Here is a 17,322-nt window from a genome sequence, read left to right as displayed (position 1 = left end):
TGGGTCGGACAAAGCTGGGACGGATGAAGCAGGGTCGGGGGAGGCTGGGGTGAGGCCTGCTCCGACCGGCCGGGCGCTGCCCGGACCGAGACGACAACGATCCGCACACGGGTATCGTCCCCGGACCCGGTGTGGCGCCGTCGTGGTCGCGTCGCCGTCGTGCACGGGTTTGCTGCCCGGAAGCGCGTGTCCCGCCGCGACACGCCGCACATTCGGCGGTGGGACGATGAAAGCCGTGCACAAAGCCGCGCACGACGGCACGGCCGGAGAGGACGGGCCGGAGAGGACGGGCCGGAGAGGACGGGCCGGAGAGGAAGGGCCGGAGGGGACGGGTGTCAGGCGAAGGTGCGGCCCGTCAGGCGCTCGTACGCCTCGATGTAGCGGGCGCGGGTGCGCTCGACGACGTCGGCGGGCAGGGCCGGGGGTTCCGACCGCCGGTCCCAGCCGGCGGCGTCGGAGGTCAGCCAGTCCCGGACGAACTGCTTGTCGAACGAGGGCTGTGCCTGCCCGGGCGCGTACAGGGCGGCGTCCCAGAAGCGTGAGGAGTCCGGCGTGAGCACCTCGTCGCCCAGGGTGATGCGGCCGGTGGACGGATCGAGGCCGAATTCCACCTTCGTGTCGGCGAGGATGATGCCGCGCTCGCGGGCGATCGCCTCCGCCGCGGTGTAGATGTCGAGGGTGAGGGAGCGCAGCTGGGCCGCGGTGTCGTCGCCCACGGTCATGACGACGGCGTCGTAGGTGATGTTCTCGTCGTGTTCGCCCACCTCCGCCTTGGCCGACGGCGTGAAGAGCGGCGGGTCGAGCCGGGACCCGTCCACGAGGCCCTCGGGCAGCGGCAGGGAGCAGACGGTCCGGGACTGCCGGTACTCCAGCAGCCCGCTCCCGGTCAGGTAGCCGCGCGCGATGCACTCGATGGGGTACATGACGAGCCGGCGGCAGATCATCGCCCGGCCCTCGACGGCGGCGGGCACGCCCCCGGCGGTGTCGGAGGCGAGCACGTGGTTCGGGACCCCGGCGAGCCGCTCGAACCACCAGAGGCTCAGCTGCGTGAGCACGCGGCCCTTGTCGGGGATCTCCGTGGCCAGGACGTGGTCGTAGGCACTGATGCGGTCGCTGGCCACCACGAGCACGACGTCGTCCCGTCCGTCCTCCGGCTCGTACAGGTCCCGGACCTTGCCGGAGTAGACGTGGCGCCAGCCCGGCAGGTCCGGGTGCGCCGGCGCGAAGGTGCTCATGCCGTGGCCGCGGCGGGGCCGACGACCCTGATCCCCGACCGGGAGGCCTTCAGGGCGATGTCCGTGCGGGACTGCCCGCCCGCGAGGTCGATCCGGCCCAGGCTCTCGTAGGCGGTGGCCCGCGCGTCCTCCAGCGAGTCCCCGAGCCCGACGACGGCGAGCACGCGGCCCCCGGAGCTCACCACCTTGCCGTCCCGCAGGGCGGTGCCGGCGTGCAGGATATGCGCACCCTCCACCTGTGCCGCCCGCTTCAGTCCGCGCACGCGCCGGCCGGTGATGGGGGTGTCGGGATAGTTCTCGGAGGCGAGGACGACGGCGACGGCGGTCTGGGGCGACCAGTTGAGCGGGTCGATCTGGTCGAGGGTGCCCTTCGCGGCGGCCAGCAGCACCCCGCCCAGCGGCGTGGTGAGGCGCGCGAGGACGGCCTGCGTCTCCGGGTCCCCGAAGCGTGCGTTGAACTCGATGACGCGCAGGCCGCGCGCGGTGAGCGCCAGGCCCACGTAGAGGACACCGGCGAAGGGCGTGCCGCGGTGCGCCATCTCGTCGATCACGGGCTGCGCCACGCGGGTGAGAACCTCCTCCACGAGCCCGGCCGGCACCCACTCGAGCGGCGAATATGCGCCCATGCCGCCCGTGTTGGGGCCCTCGTCGCCGTCATGGATGCGTTTGAAGTCCTGGGCGGGCGCCAGCGGGACCACGGTGCGGCCGTCGGAGAGCACGAACAGGGAGACCTCGGGACCGTCCAGGTACTCCTCGATGACCACGGTACCCCCCGCCGCGAAGCACGCGGACGCGTGGGCGCGGGCCTCGGCGAGGTCGTCCGTGACCACTACTCCCTTGCCGGCGGCGAGGCCGTCGTCCTTCACCACGTAGGGGGCGCCGAACGTGCAGAGCGCCTCGTCGGCCTCCTCGTCCGTGGCGGCGACGCGGGCCATAGCGGTCGGCACGCCGGCGGCGGCCATGACCTGCTTGGCGAAGGCCTTGGAGGCCTCGAGCTGCGCGGCGGCGCGCGTCGGCCCGAAGACGGGGATGTCGGCGTCGAGCAGGGCGTCCGCCACGCCGGCCGCGAGCGGGGCCTCGGGTCCGATCACCACGAGACTGGATCCCAGCCGGCGGGCCAGCCCGACGACGGCGGCGGGATCGTCCGCGTCGATGTCGTGGGTGGGCACGTCCTGGGCGATGCCGGCATTGCCGGGCGCCGCATGCACCTCCCGGACGAAGGGGTCGGCCACCAGGGCCCGGACGATGGCGTGTTCGCGGCCGCCGGGGCCCAGTACAAGAACCTTCACAGTCCACCAGCGTACTGGAGGGGCTCACGACCGGACACAGGAATCGCGCCTGTTACGGCACACGGTGCGACCCATACGGCCCCCGCGCCTCTCCGAATACGTCGCATGAGCAACCTTCCCTCGCCCGGCCGCGGCGCCACCCCGCTCGCGGCGCTCGCCGGCATCGTCGCCGCCGGCGTGGTGCTCGGCGTCGCCGAACTCGTCGGCGCCTTCTTCCGGGCGAGCGCCACCCCCGTCATCGCCATGGGCTCCACCTTCATCGACTTCACCCCGCCCTGGCTGAAGGACTTCGCGATCGCGACGTTCGGGACCAACGACAAGACGGCGCTGCTCGTCGGCATGGGCATCACCATCGCGCTGCTGGCGGCCGTCCTCGGCATCGTGGCGTTCCGACGGTGGGCGCTCGGCGTCGCCGGGGTGCTGTTCATGGGCGCCGTCATCCTGGCCTGCGTCCTCACCCGGGCCGGCGCCTCCCTGCCCGACGGCCTCCCGACGGTCGTCGGCACGGCCGCGGGACTGCTGGCGCTGCGCGGGCTGATCGGCCGCCTGCGGCGCACCGCGGTGGGCCCCGCGGCCGGGAGCGCAGGGACGGACGATGCCGGCGCCCGGACGGGTGCGGGCATCCGGGAGGTCGCCGGGACCGACGCCGCCGGATCCGGCGCGACGGCGCTGCGGACCCCCGGTGCACCGGCGGGCACGACGTCGCGCCGCAGGTTCTTCGCCGCCGCGGGGGTCACCGCCGTCGTCGCCGCTGCCGCTGCCGGCGGGGGCCGGCTGCTGGCGCAGGCACGCAACGACGTCGCCGCGCTCCGCGAGGGCCTCCGGCTGCCCGCTCCGGCCAGTCCCGCACCGGCGCTGCCCGCCGGGGTGCAGTCGCCCGTGGCGGGCGTGACGCCCTTCGTCACCCCGAACGACGACTTCTACCGGATCGACACGGCGCTCAGGGTCCCGCAGCTCACGACCGACGACTGGGTGCTCAGGGTGCACGGCATGGTGGAGGAGGAGTTCGAGCTCTCCTTCCAGGACCTCCTGGACGCCGACCTCGTCGAACGCCACATCACCCTCACCTGCGTCTCCAACCCGGTGGGCGGCTACCTCGCCGGGACCGCGAAGTGGCTCGGCTATCCGCTGCGCGAGGTCCTCGCGCGGGCTCGCCCCCTCGACGGCGCGGACATGGTCCTGTCCACGAGCTCGGACGGCTTCAGCGCCTCCACGCCCCTGCCCGTGCTGCAGGACGACCGCGACGCCCTCCTTGCCGTCGCCATGAACGACGAGCCGCTGCCAGCGGAGCACGGCTTCCCGGTCCGCATGGTGGTGCCCGGGCTGTACGGGTACGTCTCGGCGACCAAGTGGGTGGTGGACCTCGAGGTCACGCGCTTCGCCGACCGGACGGCGTACTGGACGGACCGCGGCTGGGCGGAGAAGGGCCCCATCAAGACGATGGCGCGCGTGGAGGTCCCGCAGTCCTTCGCACGGGTGGACGGCGGGACCGTGATGCTCGGCGGCGTCGCCTGGTCCCAGCAGCGGGGCATCACGGCAGTGGAGGTCTCGGTCGACGGCGGCGCGTGGGAACCGGTGACACTCGCCACCGAGGCCTCGGTGGACACCTGGCGCCAGTGGTCGCACGAGGTCGCGCTCGAGCCCGGACTGCACACGGTCAGGGCGCGGGCCACGGACGCCGTGGACGGCCTCCAGACCGAGGAACGCGCGGACACCGTCCCGGACGGCGCGTCCGGATGGCAGTCCGTGCAGTTCACCGTGGCGTAGCGTCCGTCCCCTCGGACCTCGCAGCGGATGGGGGATACTGGCATCATGCCCTCCACCTTCACTACGGCCGACGCCGTGGACTTCGCCGTCCTGGAACGCAACGGTTTCATCGAGTCCCGCCACGTGGGGGCCGCCGTCGTCCTCGCCGCCGACGGCTCCATGGTGACCGAACTCGGGGACGTCACGAGCCCGATCTTCCCGCGCTCCACGCTCAAGCCGTTCCAGGCCCTGGCCAGCATGAAGGCCGGGGTCCCGCTGCGCGGCCCGCAGGTCGCCCTCGCGGCGGCCAGCCACGTGGCCAGCAGGGAGCACATGGACGTGGTGCGGACCATGCTCGACGCCGCCGGCGTCACCGAGGACCACCTGCAGTGCCCGGAGGACTGGCCGCAGGACGAGGACGCCCGCAACGAGCTCGTCCGCAGCGGCACGGGCAAGCAGCGCATCGCGTTCAACTGCTCCGGCAAGCACGCGGCGTTCCTGTGGGCGTGCACGGAGAACGGCTGGGACACCGACACCTACCTCGAGCCCACGCACCCGCTGCAGCGCTCCGTGGCCTCCGTCATCGAGGAGTACACGGAGGAGTCCGTGGCCGCCTGGGGCGTGGACGGCTGTGGCGCGCCCGTCGCCGCCGTGTCGCTGACCGGCCTCGCCCGCGGGATCGGGAAGATCGCGAAGGCCCCCTCCGACAAGCACGCCGACGCCCGCGCGGCGACGATCGCGACCGCGATGCTGGACTACCCCTGGGCCGTCCACGGCCACGGCATGGAGAACTCCGTGGTCATGGAGGACCTCGGCGTGCTCACCAAGAGCGGGGCCGAGGGCGTCCTCGTCCTCGCCGCCCCGACCGGCGCCTGCCTGGCCCTGAAGGTCCTCGACGGCAACGCCCGCGCCGCGACCCTCGTGGGCCTCACGCTCCTCGCGGCGTCCGGCGCGATCGATGCCGACAGGGTCGGGGCCACCCTCGAGAAGGTCGTCTCCCCGGTCCTGGGCGGCGGCCGCTCCGTGGGCAGCCTGCGTCTCGCGGCCCCCGTCCTGGCCCTCCTCGACTAGGGGCGGCGCATGGCACGACGACGCATCGCCGGCGAGGACGGCCACCGCGCCCTGGCACGGGTGGCCGACGGCTCGGCCGGCCGGCCCGACCTCGCCATGGCGGTGCGGTTCACCCTCGAGGAGCTCGCGGAGCTCGCCCCCGGGAACAGCGTCGAGGTGCGGGTCCCCCCGTTCGGCGTCACCCAGTGCGTGGAGGGGCCACGCCACACCCGTGGCACGCCGCCGAACGTGGTGGAGACCGACGCCGCCACGTGGCTCGCGCTGGCCACCGGGGCCACCGCCTGGCCGGACGCCGTCGCCGCCGGCAAGGTGGCGGCCTCCGGCCAGCGCGCAGACCTCAGCGCCTGGCTGCCCCTCGTCGGGCGCCGCCGGTGACCGGTGATGCGGGCGCGGACCTGACGCGGTCGGGCTCCGCGGCCGCGTCGGCACCGGAGCGGGCGCCCGCCGCCGCACCCGGGGGTCCGACGCCGGCCTCCCGCCGGCGAGGGGCGGACAGCCCCGACCGGACGGCGCGGGACCGCTCCTCCACGCCCTCCTCCCTGCGGAACCGTAGGGCCGCGGCGGTGCTCCGGCAGCCGCCCGCCGCGTGGCTCACCGGTGTCGCGGCCGCCCTCCTCTACACCGTCTTCTCGGTCACGCAGTGGAACCGGCTGGACGCGCCGTCCTGGGACCTCGGGATCTTCACGCAGCTCGCGAAGGCCTACGCCGGCCCCGGCGCCCCGATCGTCCCCATCAAGGGCGAGGACTTCAACCTCCTGGGCGACCACTTCCACCCGCTGCTCGTGCTGCTGGGACCCGCCTACGCGCTCGCGCCGTCGGGCCTGACCCTCCTGATCGTGCAGAACCTGCTCTTCGGGCTGTCCGTGGCGGTCGTCGCCCGCACCGGCATGCGCATCCTCGGGTCCGCCGCCGGGCTCGCCGTCGGCATCGCCTACGCGCTGTCCTGGGGCCTGCAGTCGGCCGTCGCGGCGCAGTTCCACGAGATCGCGTTCGCCGTGCCGCTGCTGGCCCTGAGCCTGGAGGCGGTGCTGGCGCGGCGTGTGCTGCCCGCCGTCCTGTGGGGCGGGCTGCTCGTCTTCGTGAAGGAGGACCTCGGGGTCACCGTCGTGGCCCTCGGGCTGGTCCTCGCCTGGCGGCTCCGGAGCGTGGCCGGCCTGTGGCTCGCGGCCTGGGGTGCGCTGTGGCTGGTCCTCTCGGTGCGCGTGATCCTGCCGGCGCTCAACACCGCCGGGCAGTACGACTACGCGGACCGGATCGACGCCGGCGCGATGATCGCGGACCCCGCGGGCGCCGTCGTCGGCCTCCTCACCGGCACCGCGAAGCACGAGACGCTCCTGCTGCTCCTGCTCGCCGGCGGCGTCCTGTTCCTCCGGTCGCCGCTCGGCCTCGTCCTCCTGCCCACGCTGCTGTGGCGGTTCGCGTCCGGCCAGGAGGTGTACTGGGGGCCCGAGTGGCATTACAGTGCGGTCCTCATGCCCGTGCTCTTCCTCGGCCTGGTGGACGGCGTGCACTCCCTCCGGACGAGCCGCCGCCGCTGGGTGCGGTCCGCCGCGCTGCTGGGAGTCCCTACCGCCGTCGCCGCCTGCCTCGTCCTGCTGCCGGGCCGGGCGTTCGCCGTCCTCGCCGACCCGGCCACGTACCGGCAGTCCGACCGCTGGGGTGCCGCCCACCGCATGATGGACCTCGTCCCCGAGGGCTCCACGGTGGAGAGCGGCGTGGTCCTCATGGCCTACCTGGTGCCGGAGACCCGCGTGTACTGGCTCGGCAACACCAATCCCCCGCCCGACTACCTCGTCGTCGACGCCGAGGACTGGAGCTGGGGCGCGACCCGCCCGGCCGACGCCGAGGCCCACGCCGAGCAGCGGTTCCCGGGAACCGACTACACCGTGGTGTTCGACGAGGCGGGCTACCAGCTCGTCCGGCTGGAACGCTGACGCCCGGTAGCCTTAAAGCATGACCCCCGAGCAGCCCGCGCCGCCTCCCTCCCCCGACCAGCCGGATCCGCGGCGCGAGGATCCGGTGCCCGCCGAGGGCGCACGTCCCGCGGAGGCCGCACCCGCCACGCCGCCCGTCCGCGAGGTGACCGTCCGCCGGGCGCCGAAGTTCGTGCCCTTCATGATGCTCGGCGCCGTCCTCGGGTTCCTCGTGGCCCTGGTGCTCGCCTACACCGGGCCGGTGGACCCGACCCTCACGCGCGAATCGGTCCTCGGGTTCTTCACCGTGGCCTTCGCCCTGCCCGGCGTCCTGCTCGCCGCGCTGCTGGTGCTCGTCATCGACCGCCGCAGCGTCAGGCGTGCCGAGCGCGCGCGGGCGGAGCGCACGGACGACTCCGCCTGAGGTCCTCCGCCGGACACTGCTTACAGCGCGGCCCCGGGTGACGACAGTAGGGACCGATGGGGGCCATCGAGCCGGAGAAGAGGACTGTGCCATGAAGGCATTCGCATGTGGAGATGTTGTACCGGGCTGCGAGGCCCGCTGGGTCTGCAGCACCGAGGACGAGGTGCTCGCCCAGGTCGGCGCGCACGCGGCGTCGGCGCACGGCCTGACGGAGATCACGCCCGAGCTCGTCGGCGCGGTCCGCGGCAGCATCGTCGCCGTCTGATCCCCCTCCCGATGGCGGCCCCGGGCCAGGCGACGGCCGCGCAGGAGGTCTCCGAGCTCGCCGCCGCGTGCCTCGGTGAGGGCATCACCTCCGCCTACCAGCCCATCATCGACACCGTCCGCGGCACGGTGGTCGGCTACGAGGCGCTCGTGCGCTTCCCCGGATACGCGGAGAGGAATCCCGAGGTGTGGTTCGCGCGTGCGCGGCGGCAGGGGTGCGCGGCGGCACTCGAGGCGGCAGCGCTCCGCAGCGCCTTCGTGCACCGGGCGGCCCTCCCGGCGAACTGCTTCCTCACCGTCAACGTCTCCCCCGCCCTGCTCTCCTCGCCCCTGGTGCGGCAGGTCTGGGCCGAGCAGGGGAACCTCGCGGGCGTCGTCGTGGAACTGACCGAGCAGTCGCCCATCGAGTCCTACCTCGCCCTGGAACCCCACCTGGACGCGCTGCGTGCGTCCGGCGCCCTGATCGCGGTCGACGACGCCGGGTCCGGCTACGCGGGCCTGCAGCACCTGCTCGCCCTGCGGCCCGCCATCATCAAGATGGACCGGGAGCTCGTACGCGACATCGACACGGACGAGGCCAAGCGTGCCCTGATGGAGATGATCGGGCTTTTCGCCGGCCGGGTGGACGCCTGGCTGCTCGCCGAGGGCATCGAGCGGGTCGAGGAACTCGACACCCTCGCGGCCCTCGGGGTCCCCCTCGTGCAGGGATACCTCCTGGGCCGGCCGGCGCCGCCCTGGCAGGACCTCGACCCCGACCTCGCGCTCCGCCTGGCCGCCCGGGAGCGCGGGACCACCGCGTCGACGGTGCGCGGCGTCGTCGAACCGGCGGCGACGGCGCCCTCCCCGGGCGCGGCGGCGGCCCTGTTCGACGGGAACCCGCACCTCACCGACGTCGTCCTCCTCGACGGGCGGAGGCCGCAGGCGGTCCTCACCGAGGACGCGGCGCGCCTCGGCGTCGTCACCACCGGCCTGGTCGTCAACGTGGACACCCCGATCGGCGAGGCCCTCACGCGCTCCGTCACCCGGGAGGCGGCCTCCCGCTTCGCCCCGCTGCTCGTGACGGACAACGCGGGACGGTTCGTCGGGATCGCCCGGATGGAACGGCTGATCGGGAAGCTGGCCGGCACGCAATAGGCGCACCCGGAAGAGGGGCGGCCGACCGCGTCGTGAGAGAATGGCGGCATGCTGCGCGGCGACGGACAACTCTCCCACGATCTTCTTCCCGGCGAAAAAGGGCCGCAGGACGCCTGTGGCGTGTTCGGCGTCTGGGCCCCGGGCGAGGAGGTGGCCAAGCTCGCCTACTACGGTCTGTACGCGCTGCAGCACCGCGGCCAGGAGTCGGCGGGCATCGCCACGAGCGACGGCCGCCGCATCAACGTCTACAAGGACATGGGCCTCGTGTCCCAGGTCTTCGACGAGGCCACGCTCAACACCCTGACCGGCCACATCGCCGTCGGCCACTGCCGCTACTCCACGACCGGCTCCTCCCACTGGGCCAACGCGCAGCCGACCCTCGGCGCCACCGCGGCGGGCACCGTGGCCCTCGCCCACAACGGCAACCTCACCAACTCGGCCGAGCTCTACGAGATGGTCCTCGCACGCCACGGCAAGCCGCGCGCCGGCGAGATGGCGCAGGGCAACACCACGGACACCGCCCTCGTCACCGCGCTCCTCGACGGCGACGACGACCGCTCCCTCGAACAGACGGCCCTCGCCCTGCTGCCGAGCATCCGCGGCGCGTTCTGCTTCGTCTTCATGGACGAGGGGACGCTCTACGCGGCACGGGACACCTACGGCGTGCGCCCCCTCGTCCTCGGCCGCCTCGAGCGAGGGTGGGTGGTCGCCTCGGAGCAGGCCGCGCTCGCCACCGTCGGCGCGAGCTTCATCCGCGAGATCGAGCCCGGCGAGTTCATCGCGATCGACGAGGACGGCGTGCGCAGCAGCCGCTTCGGTGCCCCCACCCCCGCCGGGTGCGTCTTCGAGTACGTGTACCTGGCGCGGCCCGACGCCGCCATCGCCGGGCGCTCCGTGTACGACGCCCGCGTGGAGATGGGCCGTCAGCTCGCCCGCGAGAACACGGCCGACGCCGACGTCGTGATCCCGGTCCCCGAGTCCGGGACGCCGGCCGCCGTCGGCTTCGCGGAGGAGTCCGGGATCCCCTTCGCGCACGGCTTCGTGAAGAACGCGTACGTGGGCCGCACCTTCATCCAGCCCAGTCAGACGCTCCGCCAGCTCGGCATCCGGCTCAAGCTCAACGCCCTGGAGTCCGTCATCCGCGGCAAACGCATCATCGTGGTGGACGATTCGATCGTCCGCGGCAACACGCAGCGCGCCGTCGTCCGGATGCTGCGCGAAGCCGGCGCCGCGGAGGTCCACGTCAAGATCTCCTCGCCGCCCGTGCGCTGGCCCTGCTTCTACGGCATCGACTTCGCGTCCCGGGCCGAGCTCATCGCGAACGGTGCGGCGATCGACGAGATCAGCAAGTCCGTGGGCGCCGACAGCCTCGCCTACATCTCCGAGGACGGCATGATCGACGCCACGCAGCAGCCCCGCGAGCGCCTGTGCACGGCCTGCTTCACCGGGACGTACCCGATCGAGCTGCCCGGCGGCGACCGCCTGGGCAAGAACCTGCTCGAGCGCACGGACCCCGCCGACCGCTCCGGCGCCGTGGGCTGCGATCCGGGGCCGGACGCCGAATTCGAAGCCGTACTGACCGTCGACGACAAGAAAGAGCGGGTATGAGCGCCCCCAACCCCATCACGTACGCCAGCGCAGGAGTGGACGTCGAGGCGGGTGACCGCGCCGTCGAGCTCATGAAGGACGCCGTCCGGGCCACGCACGGCGAGCAGGTCATCGGCGGGGTCGGCGGTTTCGCCGGGCTCTTCGACGTCTCCCGCCTCCTCACCTACACCCGGCCGCTGCTCGCGACGTCGACCGACGGCGTGGGCACCAAGGTGGCCATCGCGCAGGCCCTGGACATCCACGACACCATCGGGTTCGATCTCGTGGGCATGGTCGTGGACGACATCGTGGTGGTCGGCGCGGAGCCGCTGTTCATGACGGACTACATCGCGTGCGGGAAGGTGGTCCCGGAGCGCATCGCGGACATCGTCCGCGGCATCGCGGCCGCCTGCTCGGTGGCCGGCACCGCCCTGGTGGGCGGGGAGACGGCGGAGCACCCGGGGCTGCTCGGTGAGCACGAGTACGACGTCGCCGGCGCGGCGACGGGCGTCGTCGAGGCGGACCGCGTCCTCGGACCCGAGCGTGTCCGGGCCGGCGACGTCGTGATCGGCATGGCCTCCTCCGGCCTGCACTCCAACGGCTACTCCCTGGTCCGCCGCGTCATCGGCGAGGCCGGGTGGGCGCTGGACCGCCACGTCCCCGAGTTCGGGCGGACGCTCGGCGAGGAACTGCTCGAGCCCACGCGGGTCTACGCCTCGGACTGCCTCGCCCTCGCGCGGGACGACGCCGCGCAGGTGCACGGGTTCAGCCACGTCACCGGCGGCGGCCTCGCCGCGAACCTCGCCCGCGTGCTGCCCCGCGGGCTGGAGGCCACCGTGGACCGCTCCACCTGGGGCTTGCCGCCGGTCTTCACGACCGTCTCCCGGCTCGGCTCCGTCCCCCTGCCGGACCTCGAGCGCACCCTCAACCTCGGCGTCGGCATGGTCGCGATCGTGGGGGCCGCGGGCGCCGACGCCGCCCTGGCGCGGCTGGACGCGGCCGGCGTGCCGTCCTGGGTCATGGGCGGCGTGCAGGTCGCGGACGGCGGGAGCACCGACGGACCCGACTACGTCCAGGGCGCCAAGGGCGTGGACGGCGGCTCGGTGCGGCTCGTCGGCGGCTACGCCTCCTGATCCACATCGCCGACGACGAAGCCCCTGCCCTCCGGAGAGGACAGGGGCTTCGCTGCTGCCGGGGTGGCGCGGGACGGGTCACGGCCTCCCGGGCTGCTTGCGGGTCACGACGACGTCGAACGAGCTGGTCCGGGTGTTGCCGGCTTCGTCCGTGGCGGTGCACGTGACCGTGGTCGTGCCGATGACGAAGCGCGAGCCCGGTGCCGGAGCGCAGTCCAGCGGCACCTCACCGTCGAGGGTGTCGATGGCGGACGGTAGCGAATACTTCACCTTCGCGCCGCTGACGCCGTTCGAGACGGCCTGGACGTCCGACCGGTCGGCGATCCGGGGCGGCAGGACGTCCGCAGGCCGGGCCGGCAGGCGGGACGGGTCCACGATGCCCCAGTAGGCCGGGGTGGCCTGCAGCGCGTCGTCGAACGGGAGGGGCTGTTCCCAGGGGCGTGCCATGGGCCAGGTGCGCAGCCAGGTGCGGGCGTTGCTGATGCCCCAGAAGGTCACCGAGTCCACGGATTCGTCATGGTCCCGCAGCATCGCGAACAGGTCGCGGTAGTAGTAGCCCACCTCGGCCGCCGCATCCGCGTCGTCCTCGAACGCCGGACTGTACGGGTCCTGGGGGGCACCGCTGACATCGGCGCCCGTATTCTCCGTCGAGGCGTTCACGTCGAGTTCGGTGATGGCCTGCAGCAGCTCCGGGTCCAGACGCTCCACCGCCACGATGGAGTCCTCGAGCCACTCCACCGGCCGGGCGACGTCCACGTGGGCCTGGTGGCCCACCCCGTCGATCGGCACGTCGCGTGCCTGGAGGGCGCCGATCAGCGAGAGGTAGTCGGCGCGCTTCTCCGGCATCTCGGTGTTGTAGTCGTTGATGAACAGGGCCGCGTCGGGGAAGTAGCGGTCGGCGAGGCGGAAGGCCTCGTCCACGAATCCCTCCCCCAGGACCTGGAACCACCGGCTGTCCCGCATGTCGTGCGGGTTGGCGGTGTCGCCGTCGGCGATGACCTCGTTGACGACGTCCCATGCCCAGACGGGGCTGTCCCCGTCGGGGTAGCGGGCATCGATGTGGTCGGCGATGCCCTTGATGTGGGCTTCCATGCGGGCCTTCAGCAGGGCCTGGTCTGCGGGACTGTTCGTCAGGTCGCGGGTGCCGTCCTTGAAGAACCAGGCCGGGGTCTGCGAGTGCCAGGCGAGCACATGGCCGTAGACCTTCACGTCGTTCGCGTCGGCGAAGTCCAGGAGCTGGTCCAGCTGGGTGAAGGCGAACCGGCCTTCGACCGGCTGCACGCTCTCGGGCTTGCCCGCGTTCTCGGGGGTGATGGCGTTGTAGTGCTGCCGGAGGAGGTCGGCCGCCGTCCCGACGGTCTCGCGCGCGTCGACGGCGACCCCGACGTGTTCGATCCCGTCGGACCCGAGCACATCCTTCAGCCCAGGGAGGTCGGCCTGGACCGGCGTCTCGACGATCGGCGCGAGGCTGAAGTCGTCCAGCAGGAAGTCCGTTCCGGCCGGGCCCTCGACGTACACCTGGGCCCTGTCGGCCGCTGCGCCGAGCGTGTAGGTGCCCCTGAGCTGCGTCCAGGCGTCGGCCGAGACGGACGCGCCCGCACCGGCCACGCCCTCGTAGGCGCTTCCCGTGCCGTTGTCGCGCTGCACGGAGACCTTGAGGGAGGCGGGCGCCTCCCCCGGAGCGAGTTTCGCCCAGACGGACACCTCCACCGCCGTGCCGACGGGCAGGTCCGCCGTGACGTCGAGGGCGGCGCCGTGCCAGGGCTGGGTGCGTCCGGTGACGAGCAGGCTGCCCGTTCCCGTGCGCGCATCGGTATCGGGGGTCACCCGGACGCCGTCGCCCCGGGCCGTCCAGCCGTCCGTCCCGGCCTCGAAGCCGGAGGTGATCCCCGCCGGCGCGTCGGTCGTCCCGCCGCGCGGCAGGGTGAACGTCCAGCCCTCGGCCAGCTTCTCCTCGACGACGGTGGTGACCGCCTTGACGGTGTTCGAGCGGTCCCCGCCGCCGTCGTGCGCGAGCACCACGGCACCCGGGGTGAACGCCCTCCGGAGGTTCGCGGTCAGCGTCGCTTCGCTGAGGTCGTTGCCGTCCCAGTCGGCGATGACATTGCCGAGACCCAGGGGCTGCATGCCGAGCGCGGCCGCGACCTCACCCGTGGCGCCCCAGCTGCCGTTCGGCGCCCGGAAGTAGGGCACCGGCAGGGCGGGATCGCCCGCTGCGTCACGGATGATGCGGAGGTTCTCCTTCAGGTCGGTCTCCACCTGCGCCTGCGTCCACGAGCCCATGTCGGCGAAGGACGTGCCGTGGTTGCAGAGCGTGTGCCCCTCGGCCACGATGCGACGCAGCAGCTCGGTACCGCCCGGGGCCTGGATGTTGCGCCCGACGAGGCAGAAGGTCGCGGTGACGCCCTTGTCTCCCAGGAGGTCGAGGAGGGCGTCGGTCTCGCCCGGATTGGGACCGTCGTCGAAGGTGAGGGCGACGGCGTTCCCGGTGCCGCGAGCCGCAGCGAGCGGGGTGGCCGTGGGGTTCGTGGCGCCGCCCGGGACGAAGGCGGGGTCCGGCGTGGGCTGCCAGGCGCCGCCGTCGCCCGGCCCGGCGGTCCCGGTGATCATGACGTCGTCCACGAGGTAGTCGTACGGTGCACCGAGGTCTCCCGTTCCGAGGTAGGCGCGGAGCGCGGCCGGGTCCGCGCCGGCGGGGGCGTTGAAGGTCCCGGTCACCGTGGTCCACGCATCGGCGGAGACCGTGGTGTTCCCCACCCAGGTGTAGGCGGGTTCGACGACGAAGCGTGCCGACGTCGTCGTCCCGGGAGCGGCGGCCAGTCTCACCTGCGCGGAGAAGGTGTAGGTGCCGCCGGCCTGCAGGAGGTCGGCGGGCGTCTTCACGCCGTCGTAGTCGTTGGCCCTGCCCTGCACCAGCAGCGCCTTGTCGCCGTCGGCGTCGACCACCGACAGCGCGGCCCCGCCGTTCCGGACCAGCGGCCCGAAGGCGCCGTCCTCGAAGTCCTCGGCGAGGAGTACTGCGGGCTCCTCGCCGTACGCGGCCGGCAGCGCCAGCGCGCCGGCTCCGGCCAGCAGGCCGACGGCCGTGGCGCCCGCGACCAGACGATGCCGTCCCATGGTTCTCCCTGTCGTGTCGTCGCTCATGGTCAGCGGTTGCCGCGTCCGGGAGACGCCTGCTCGAGGGTGTCCTGCAGCGCGTAGTAGGCGGGCTTGCGGGTGAAGTCGTCCCACATGACCGTCGCCTCGCCCTCGCCGCTGAAGAACACGGGCACCCAGGAATACTTGTCGGTGAACCCCCAGATGGTGAAGGAATTGCACTCGTCCACGTTGACGCACGCCTCGAGGGCGCGCTGGTAGTAGCCCGCCTGCGTGGCGAGCTGGGCGTCCGTGGGTGCGGTTCCCGCAGCAACGTCCATGCGCACGTCGATCTCGGTGATCGCCGTCTCGAGGCCCAGGTCGTCGAAGCGCTGGAGGTTGGCCTGCAGGTCGCCCGGGAATCCGTAGCGCGTGCTGAGGTGGCCCTGGATGGCGAAGCCGTCCACGGGGACGCCCTGGGCCTGCAGCCGCGGGATCAGTTCGAGGTAGGCGTTGCTCTTGGCGTTGATGCCCTCCACGCCGTAGTCGTTGAAGAACAGCGCGGCCTCGGGGTCCGCCTCGTGCGCCCAACGGAACGCATCGGCGATGATCTCCGGGCCCAGTTCGCGGATCCAGATGTTGTCCGTGGTGCGCAGCGTGCCGTCCCCGTTGAAGATCTCGTTGGCGACGTCCCACTGCTGGATCTTCCCGGCGTACCGGCCCACCACGGTCTGGATGTGGTCCTTGAGGATCGCGCGGAGCTCGTCCTTCGTGAAGTCACCCTCCTCGAGCCAGGCGGGGTTCTGGCTGTGCCAGAAGAGGGTATGGCCGCGGACCACCTGCTTGTTCTGCTGCGCGAACTCCACGATCGCGTCCATCTCGGCGAACCGGTACGTGCCCTGCTCGGGGTGGACGAATTCCCACTTCAGCTGGTTCTCGGGCGAGACCGAGCTGAACTCCGCGGCGAGGCGGTTCCGGTAGTCCTGGTCGAAGGTGAAGGGATCCGGATACGGCTGGGTCTCGTGGTGGCCGCCGCCGGCGACGGCGGTGCCGATCTCGAGGTCCTGCGGGGCCACCCAGCGGAGGGTGTCCTTCTTCTCGATGCCGTGCGGGCGGGGCGCCTGGTGCTGCCCGGCGAGGGCCGGCGCAGCGGCGGGAAGAAGCATGGCCGACGCGAGGACTGCCGCGGCGAGGGATGGACGAACCTGCATGAGCTCTCCTTTGAGGTACGTGAGGACGGATCCGATCGGGGGACCGAAACGTTTCCGGAAGTTTCCGGAAATACCGTTGCTGTAGGTTAGGAACACCGCACCCGGGAGGTCAAGGGTGCGGTGATATCCGACCCCGGGGGTGCCTCATTGCAGCCTCGGGGCTTCCCGAGGAGGACGCCGTGCAGGACAATGCCCACCCTGCGGTGACGATCTCCGACATCGCGTCCGCGGCGGGCGTGTCGATCCCCACGGTGTCCCGCGTCCTCAACGGCCGGTCCGATGTCGCCCCCGCCACCCGGGAGCGCGTCGAGGTGCTGCTGCGGGAATACGGTTACCGGCGGCGCGGAGCGGGACCCTCGGCATCCTCGGGGCTCGTGGACCTCGTGTTCAACGATCTCGACAGCCCCTGGGCGGTCGAGATCATCCGGGGCGTCGAGGAGTCGGTCAACGCGGAGGGACTGTCCGTGGTCGTCTCGGCGATCCACCGCCGCGGGGGCACCGAATCGACGCGCAAGTGGCTCGACACCCTGGCGGCCCGGGCCAGCGACGGGGCCATCCTGGTGACGACCGACCTGGATTCGTTCCTGCATGCGGAACTGAAGCGCCTGAACCTCCCGCTCGTCGTCGTCGACCCGGCCGGAGTGCCCGACCTCGAGTTGCCGACCATCGGAGCAACCAACTGGACGGGCGCCGTCACCGCGACGGAGCACCTTCTCCAGCACAACCACCGCCGGATCGCGTTCGTGGCGGGGCGCCCGGGCCTGTGGTGCAGCAGGGCGCGCCTCGACGGCTACCGGGCCGGGCTCGACGCCGCCGGCATCGCCTTCGACCCGGCGCTCGTCGTCGGCGGCGACTTCGACTACGCCTCCGGATTCTCCGCCGGCACGGAGCTCCTCGCACTGGCCGACCGGCCGACCGCCGTCTTCGCGGCGAGCGACCAGATGGCCCTCGGGGTGTACGAGGCGGCGCGCCAGCAGGGCCTGCGCATCCCGGACGACCTCAGCGTCGTCGGCTTCGACGACCTCCCCGAGGCCGGCTGGGCCTCCCCGCCCCTGACGACCGTCCGGCAGCCCCTCTCCGAGATGGGGAGCCTCGCGGCCCGGACCCTCGTCCGGCTCGTGCGCGGCCAGTCGGTCGAGAGTCCGCGTATCGAGCTCTCCACGCGGCTGATCCAGCGCGCGAGCGTCCGGGCTCTGCACGGAGAACGCAGCACTTGACTCCGGGGTCAAACCTAATATGT

General features: G+C 72.7%; 14 protein-coding genes. 10 read left to right on the top strand and 4 right to left on the bottom strand.

Annotation, left to right across the window (positions count from 1 at the left end; translation table 11 throughout):
- Positions 1-335 precede the first annotated feature (335 nt).
- Together ACSGDB_RS12065 and purD are read right to left on the bottom strand one after the other, a co-directional pair.
- Complete coding sequence (locus tag ACSGDB_RS12065) at positions 336-1,235, bottom strand: phosphoribosylaminoimidazolesuccinocarboxamide synthase (protein ID WP_434995001.1); 900 nt, start codon at positions 1,233-1,235, stop codon at positions 336-338.
- Positions 1,232-2,524 carry a phosphoribosylamine--glycine ligase gene (gene purD / locus ACSGDB_RS12060; RefSeq protein WP_434995000.1) on the bottom strand — a complete coding sequence of 431 codons (1,293 nt, stop codon included), beginning with the start codon at positions 2,522-2,524 and terminating at the stop codon, positions 1,232-1,234. Before purD ends, ACSGDB_RS12065 begins: the two co-directional genes overlap by 4 nt.
- Positions 2,525-2,629: 105 nt before the next feature.
- Between purD and ACSGDB_RS12055 the strand changes: the two genes are divergently transcribed.
- The 9 genes from ACSGDB_RS12055 (at position 2,630) to purM (ending at position 11,796) form a co-directional block, all read left to right on the top strand.
- Positions 2,630-4,291, top strand: a complete 1,662-nt coding sequence (locus ACSGDB_RS12055) for a molybdopterin-dependent oxidoreductase (RefSeq protein ID WP_434994999.1) — start codon at positions 2,630-2,632, stop codon at positions 4,289-4,291.
- Between the two features lie 45 nt (positions 4,292-4,336).
- Positions 4,337-5,341: an asparaginase gene (locus ACSGDB_RS12050; protein ID WP_434994997.1), complete on the top strand. Its 1,005-nt coding sequence runs from the start codon at positions 4,337-4,339 to the stop codon at positions 5,339-5,341.
- Positions 5,342-5,350: 9 nt separating this feature from the next.
- Positions 5,351-5,716: a sterol carrier family protein gene (locus ACSGDB_RS12045; RefSeq protein ID WP_434994995.1), complete on the top strand. Its 366-nt coding sequence runs from the start codon at positions 5,351-5,353 to the stop codon at positions 5,714-5,716.
- On the top strand, positions 5,713-7,275 hold the full coding sequence (locus tag ACSGDB_RS12040) for a DUF2079 domain-containing protein (RefSeq protein WP_434994994.1): 1,563 nt from the start codon (positions 5,713-5,715) through the stop codon (positions 7,273-7,275). Before ACSGDB_RS12045 ends, ACSGDB_RS12040 begins: the two co-directional genes overlap by 4 nt.
- 19 nt (positions 7,276-7,294) lie before the next feature.
- Positions 7,295-7,678 carry a hypothetical protein gene (locus tag ACSGDB_RS12035; RefSeq protein ID WP_434994993.1) on the top strand — a complete coding sequence of 128 codons (384 nt, stop codon included), beginning with the start codon at positions 7,295-7,297 and terminating at the stop codon, positions 7,676-7,678.
- 91 nt (positions 7,679-7,769) lie between these two features.
- Entirely contained in the window at positions 7,770-7,943 is a 174-nt protein-coding gene (locus tag ACSGDB_RS12030) for a DUF1059 domain-containing protein (RefSeq protein ID WP_199277058.1), read from the top strand.
- A gap of 11 nt (positions 7,944-7,954) precedes the next feature.
- Positions 7,955-9,076 carry an EAL domain-containing protein gene (locus ACSGDB_RS12025; protein ID WP_434994992.1) on the top strand — a complete coding sequence of 374 codons (1,122 nt, stop codon included), beginning with the start codon at positions 7,955-7,957 and terminating at the stop codon, positions 9,074-9,076.
- 48 nt (positions 9,077-9,124) lie between these two features.
- A complete protein-coding gene (gene purF / locus ACSGDB_RS12020; protein WP_434994991.1) occupies positions 9,125-10,684 on the top strand; it encodes an amidophosphoribosyltransferase in 1,560 nt (519 codons plus the stop codon).
- Positions 10,681-11,796 (top strand): phosphoribosylformylglycinamidine cyclo-ligase, encoded by a 1,116-nt coding sequence (purM, locus tag ACSGDB_RS12015; protein ID WP_434994990.1) that lies wholly within the window; start codon positions 10,681-10,683, stop codon positions 11,794-11,796. The genes purF and purM overlap by 4 nt, the downstream gene beginning before the upstream one ends.
- 78 nt (positions 11,797-11,874) lie before the next feature.
- Here purM and ACSGDB_RS12010 read toward each other — a convergent pair whose 3' ends face one another.
- Both ACSGDB_RS12010 and ACSGDB_RS12005 read right to left on the bottom strand, forming a co-directional pair.
- Entirely contained in the window at positions 11,875-14,913 is a 3,039-nt protein-coding gene (locus ACSGDB_RS12010) for an endo-1,4-beta-xylanase (RefSeq protein ID WP_434994989.1), read from the bottom strand.
- Between the two features lie 29 nt (positions 14,914-14,942).
- On the bottom strand, positions 14,943-16,082 hold the full coding sequence (locus ACSGDB_RS12005) for an endo-1,4-beta-xylanase (RefSeq protein WP_434994987.1): 1,140 nt from the start codon (positions 16,080-16,082) through the stop codon (positions 14,943-14,945).
- 179 nt (positions 16,083-16,261) lie between these two features.
- Here ACSGDB_RS12005 and ACSGDB_RS12000 point away from each other — a divergent pair, with 179 nt between their 5' ends.
- Positions 16,262-17,299 carry a LacI family DNA-binding transcriptional regulator gene (locus tag ACSGDB_RS12000; RefSeq protein ID WP_434994985.1) on the top strand — a complete coding sequence of 346 codons (1,038 nt, stop codon included), beginning with the start codon at positions 16,262-16,264 and terminating at the stop codon, positions 17,297-17,299.
- Positions 17,300-17,322 lie beyond the last annotated feature (23 nt).

It is taken from the genome of Arthrobacter sp. Ld5 (genome assembly GCF_051172775.1).
Classification (GTDB): domain Bacteria; phylum Actinomycetota; class Actinomycetes; order Actinomycetales; family Micrococcaceae; genus Arthrobacter_D.
The sequence above is the reverse complement of the archived record's forward strand: the minus strand, read 5'-3'. Positions and strand labels throughout refer to the sequence as shown.

Excerpts from the sequence above, each read along its gene's own strand:
- ACSGDB_RS12065 (WP_434995001.1), bottom strand. The coding sequence starts at position 1,235 with ATGAGCACCTTCGCGCCGGCGCACCCGGACCTGCCGGGCTGGCGCCAC.
- ACSGDB_RS12055 (WP_434994999.1), top strand. The coding sequence starts at position 2,630 with ATGAGCAACCTTCCCTCGCCCGGCCGCGGCGCCACCCCGCTCGCGGCG.
- ACSGDB_RS12050 (WP_434994997.1), top strand. The coding sequence starts at position 4,337 with ATGCCCTCCACCTTCACTACGGCCGACGCCGTGGACTTCGCCGTCCTG.
- ACSGDB_RS12045 (WP_434994995.1), top strand. The coding sequence starts at position 5,351 with ATGGCACGACGACGCATCGCCGGCGAGGACGGCCACCGCGCCCTGGCA.
- ACSGDB_RS12035 (WP_434994993.1), top strand. The coding sequence starts at position 7,295 with ATGACCCCCGAGCAGCCCGCGCCGCCTCCCTCCCCCGACCAGCCGGAT.
- ACSGDB_RS12030 (WP_199277058.1), top strand. The coding sequence starts at position 7,770 with ATGAAGGCATTCGCATGTGGAGATGTTGTACCGGGCTGCGAGGCCCGC.
- ACSGDB_RS12025 (WP_434994992.1), top strand. The coding sequence starts at position 7,955 with ATGGCGGCCCCGGGCCAGGCGACGGCCGCGCAGGAGGTCTCCGAGCTC.
- purF (WP_434994991.1), top strand. The coding sequence starts at position 9,125 with ATGCTGCGCGGCGACGGACAACTCTCCCACGATCTTCTTCCCGGCGAA.
- purM (WP_434994990.1), top strand. The coding sequence starts at position 10,681 with ATGAGCGCCCCCAACCCCATCACGTACGCCAGCGCAGGAGTGGACGTC.
- ACSGDB_RS12010 (WP_434994989.1), bottom strand. The coding sequence starts at position 14,913 with ATGGGACGGCATCGTCTGGTCGCGGGCGCCACGGCCGTCGGCCTGCTG.
- ACSGDB_RS12005 (WP_434994987.1), bottom strand. The coding sequence starts at position 16,082 with ATGCAGGTTCGTCCATCCCTCGCCGCGGCAGTCCTCGCGTCGGCCATG.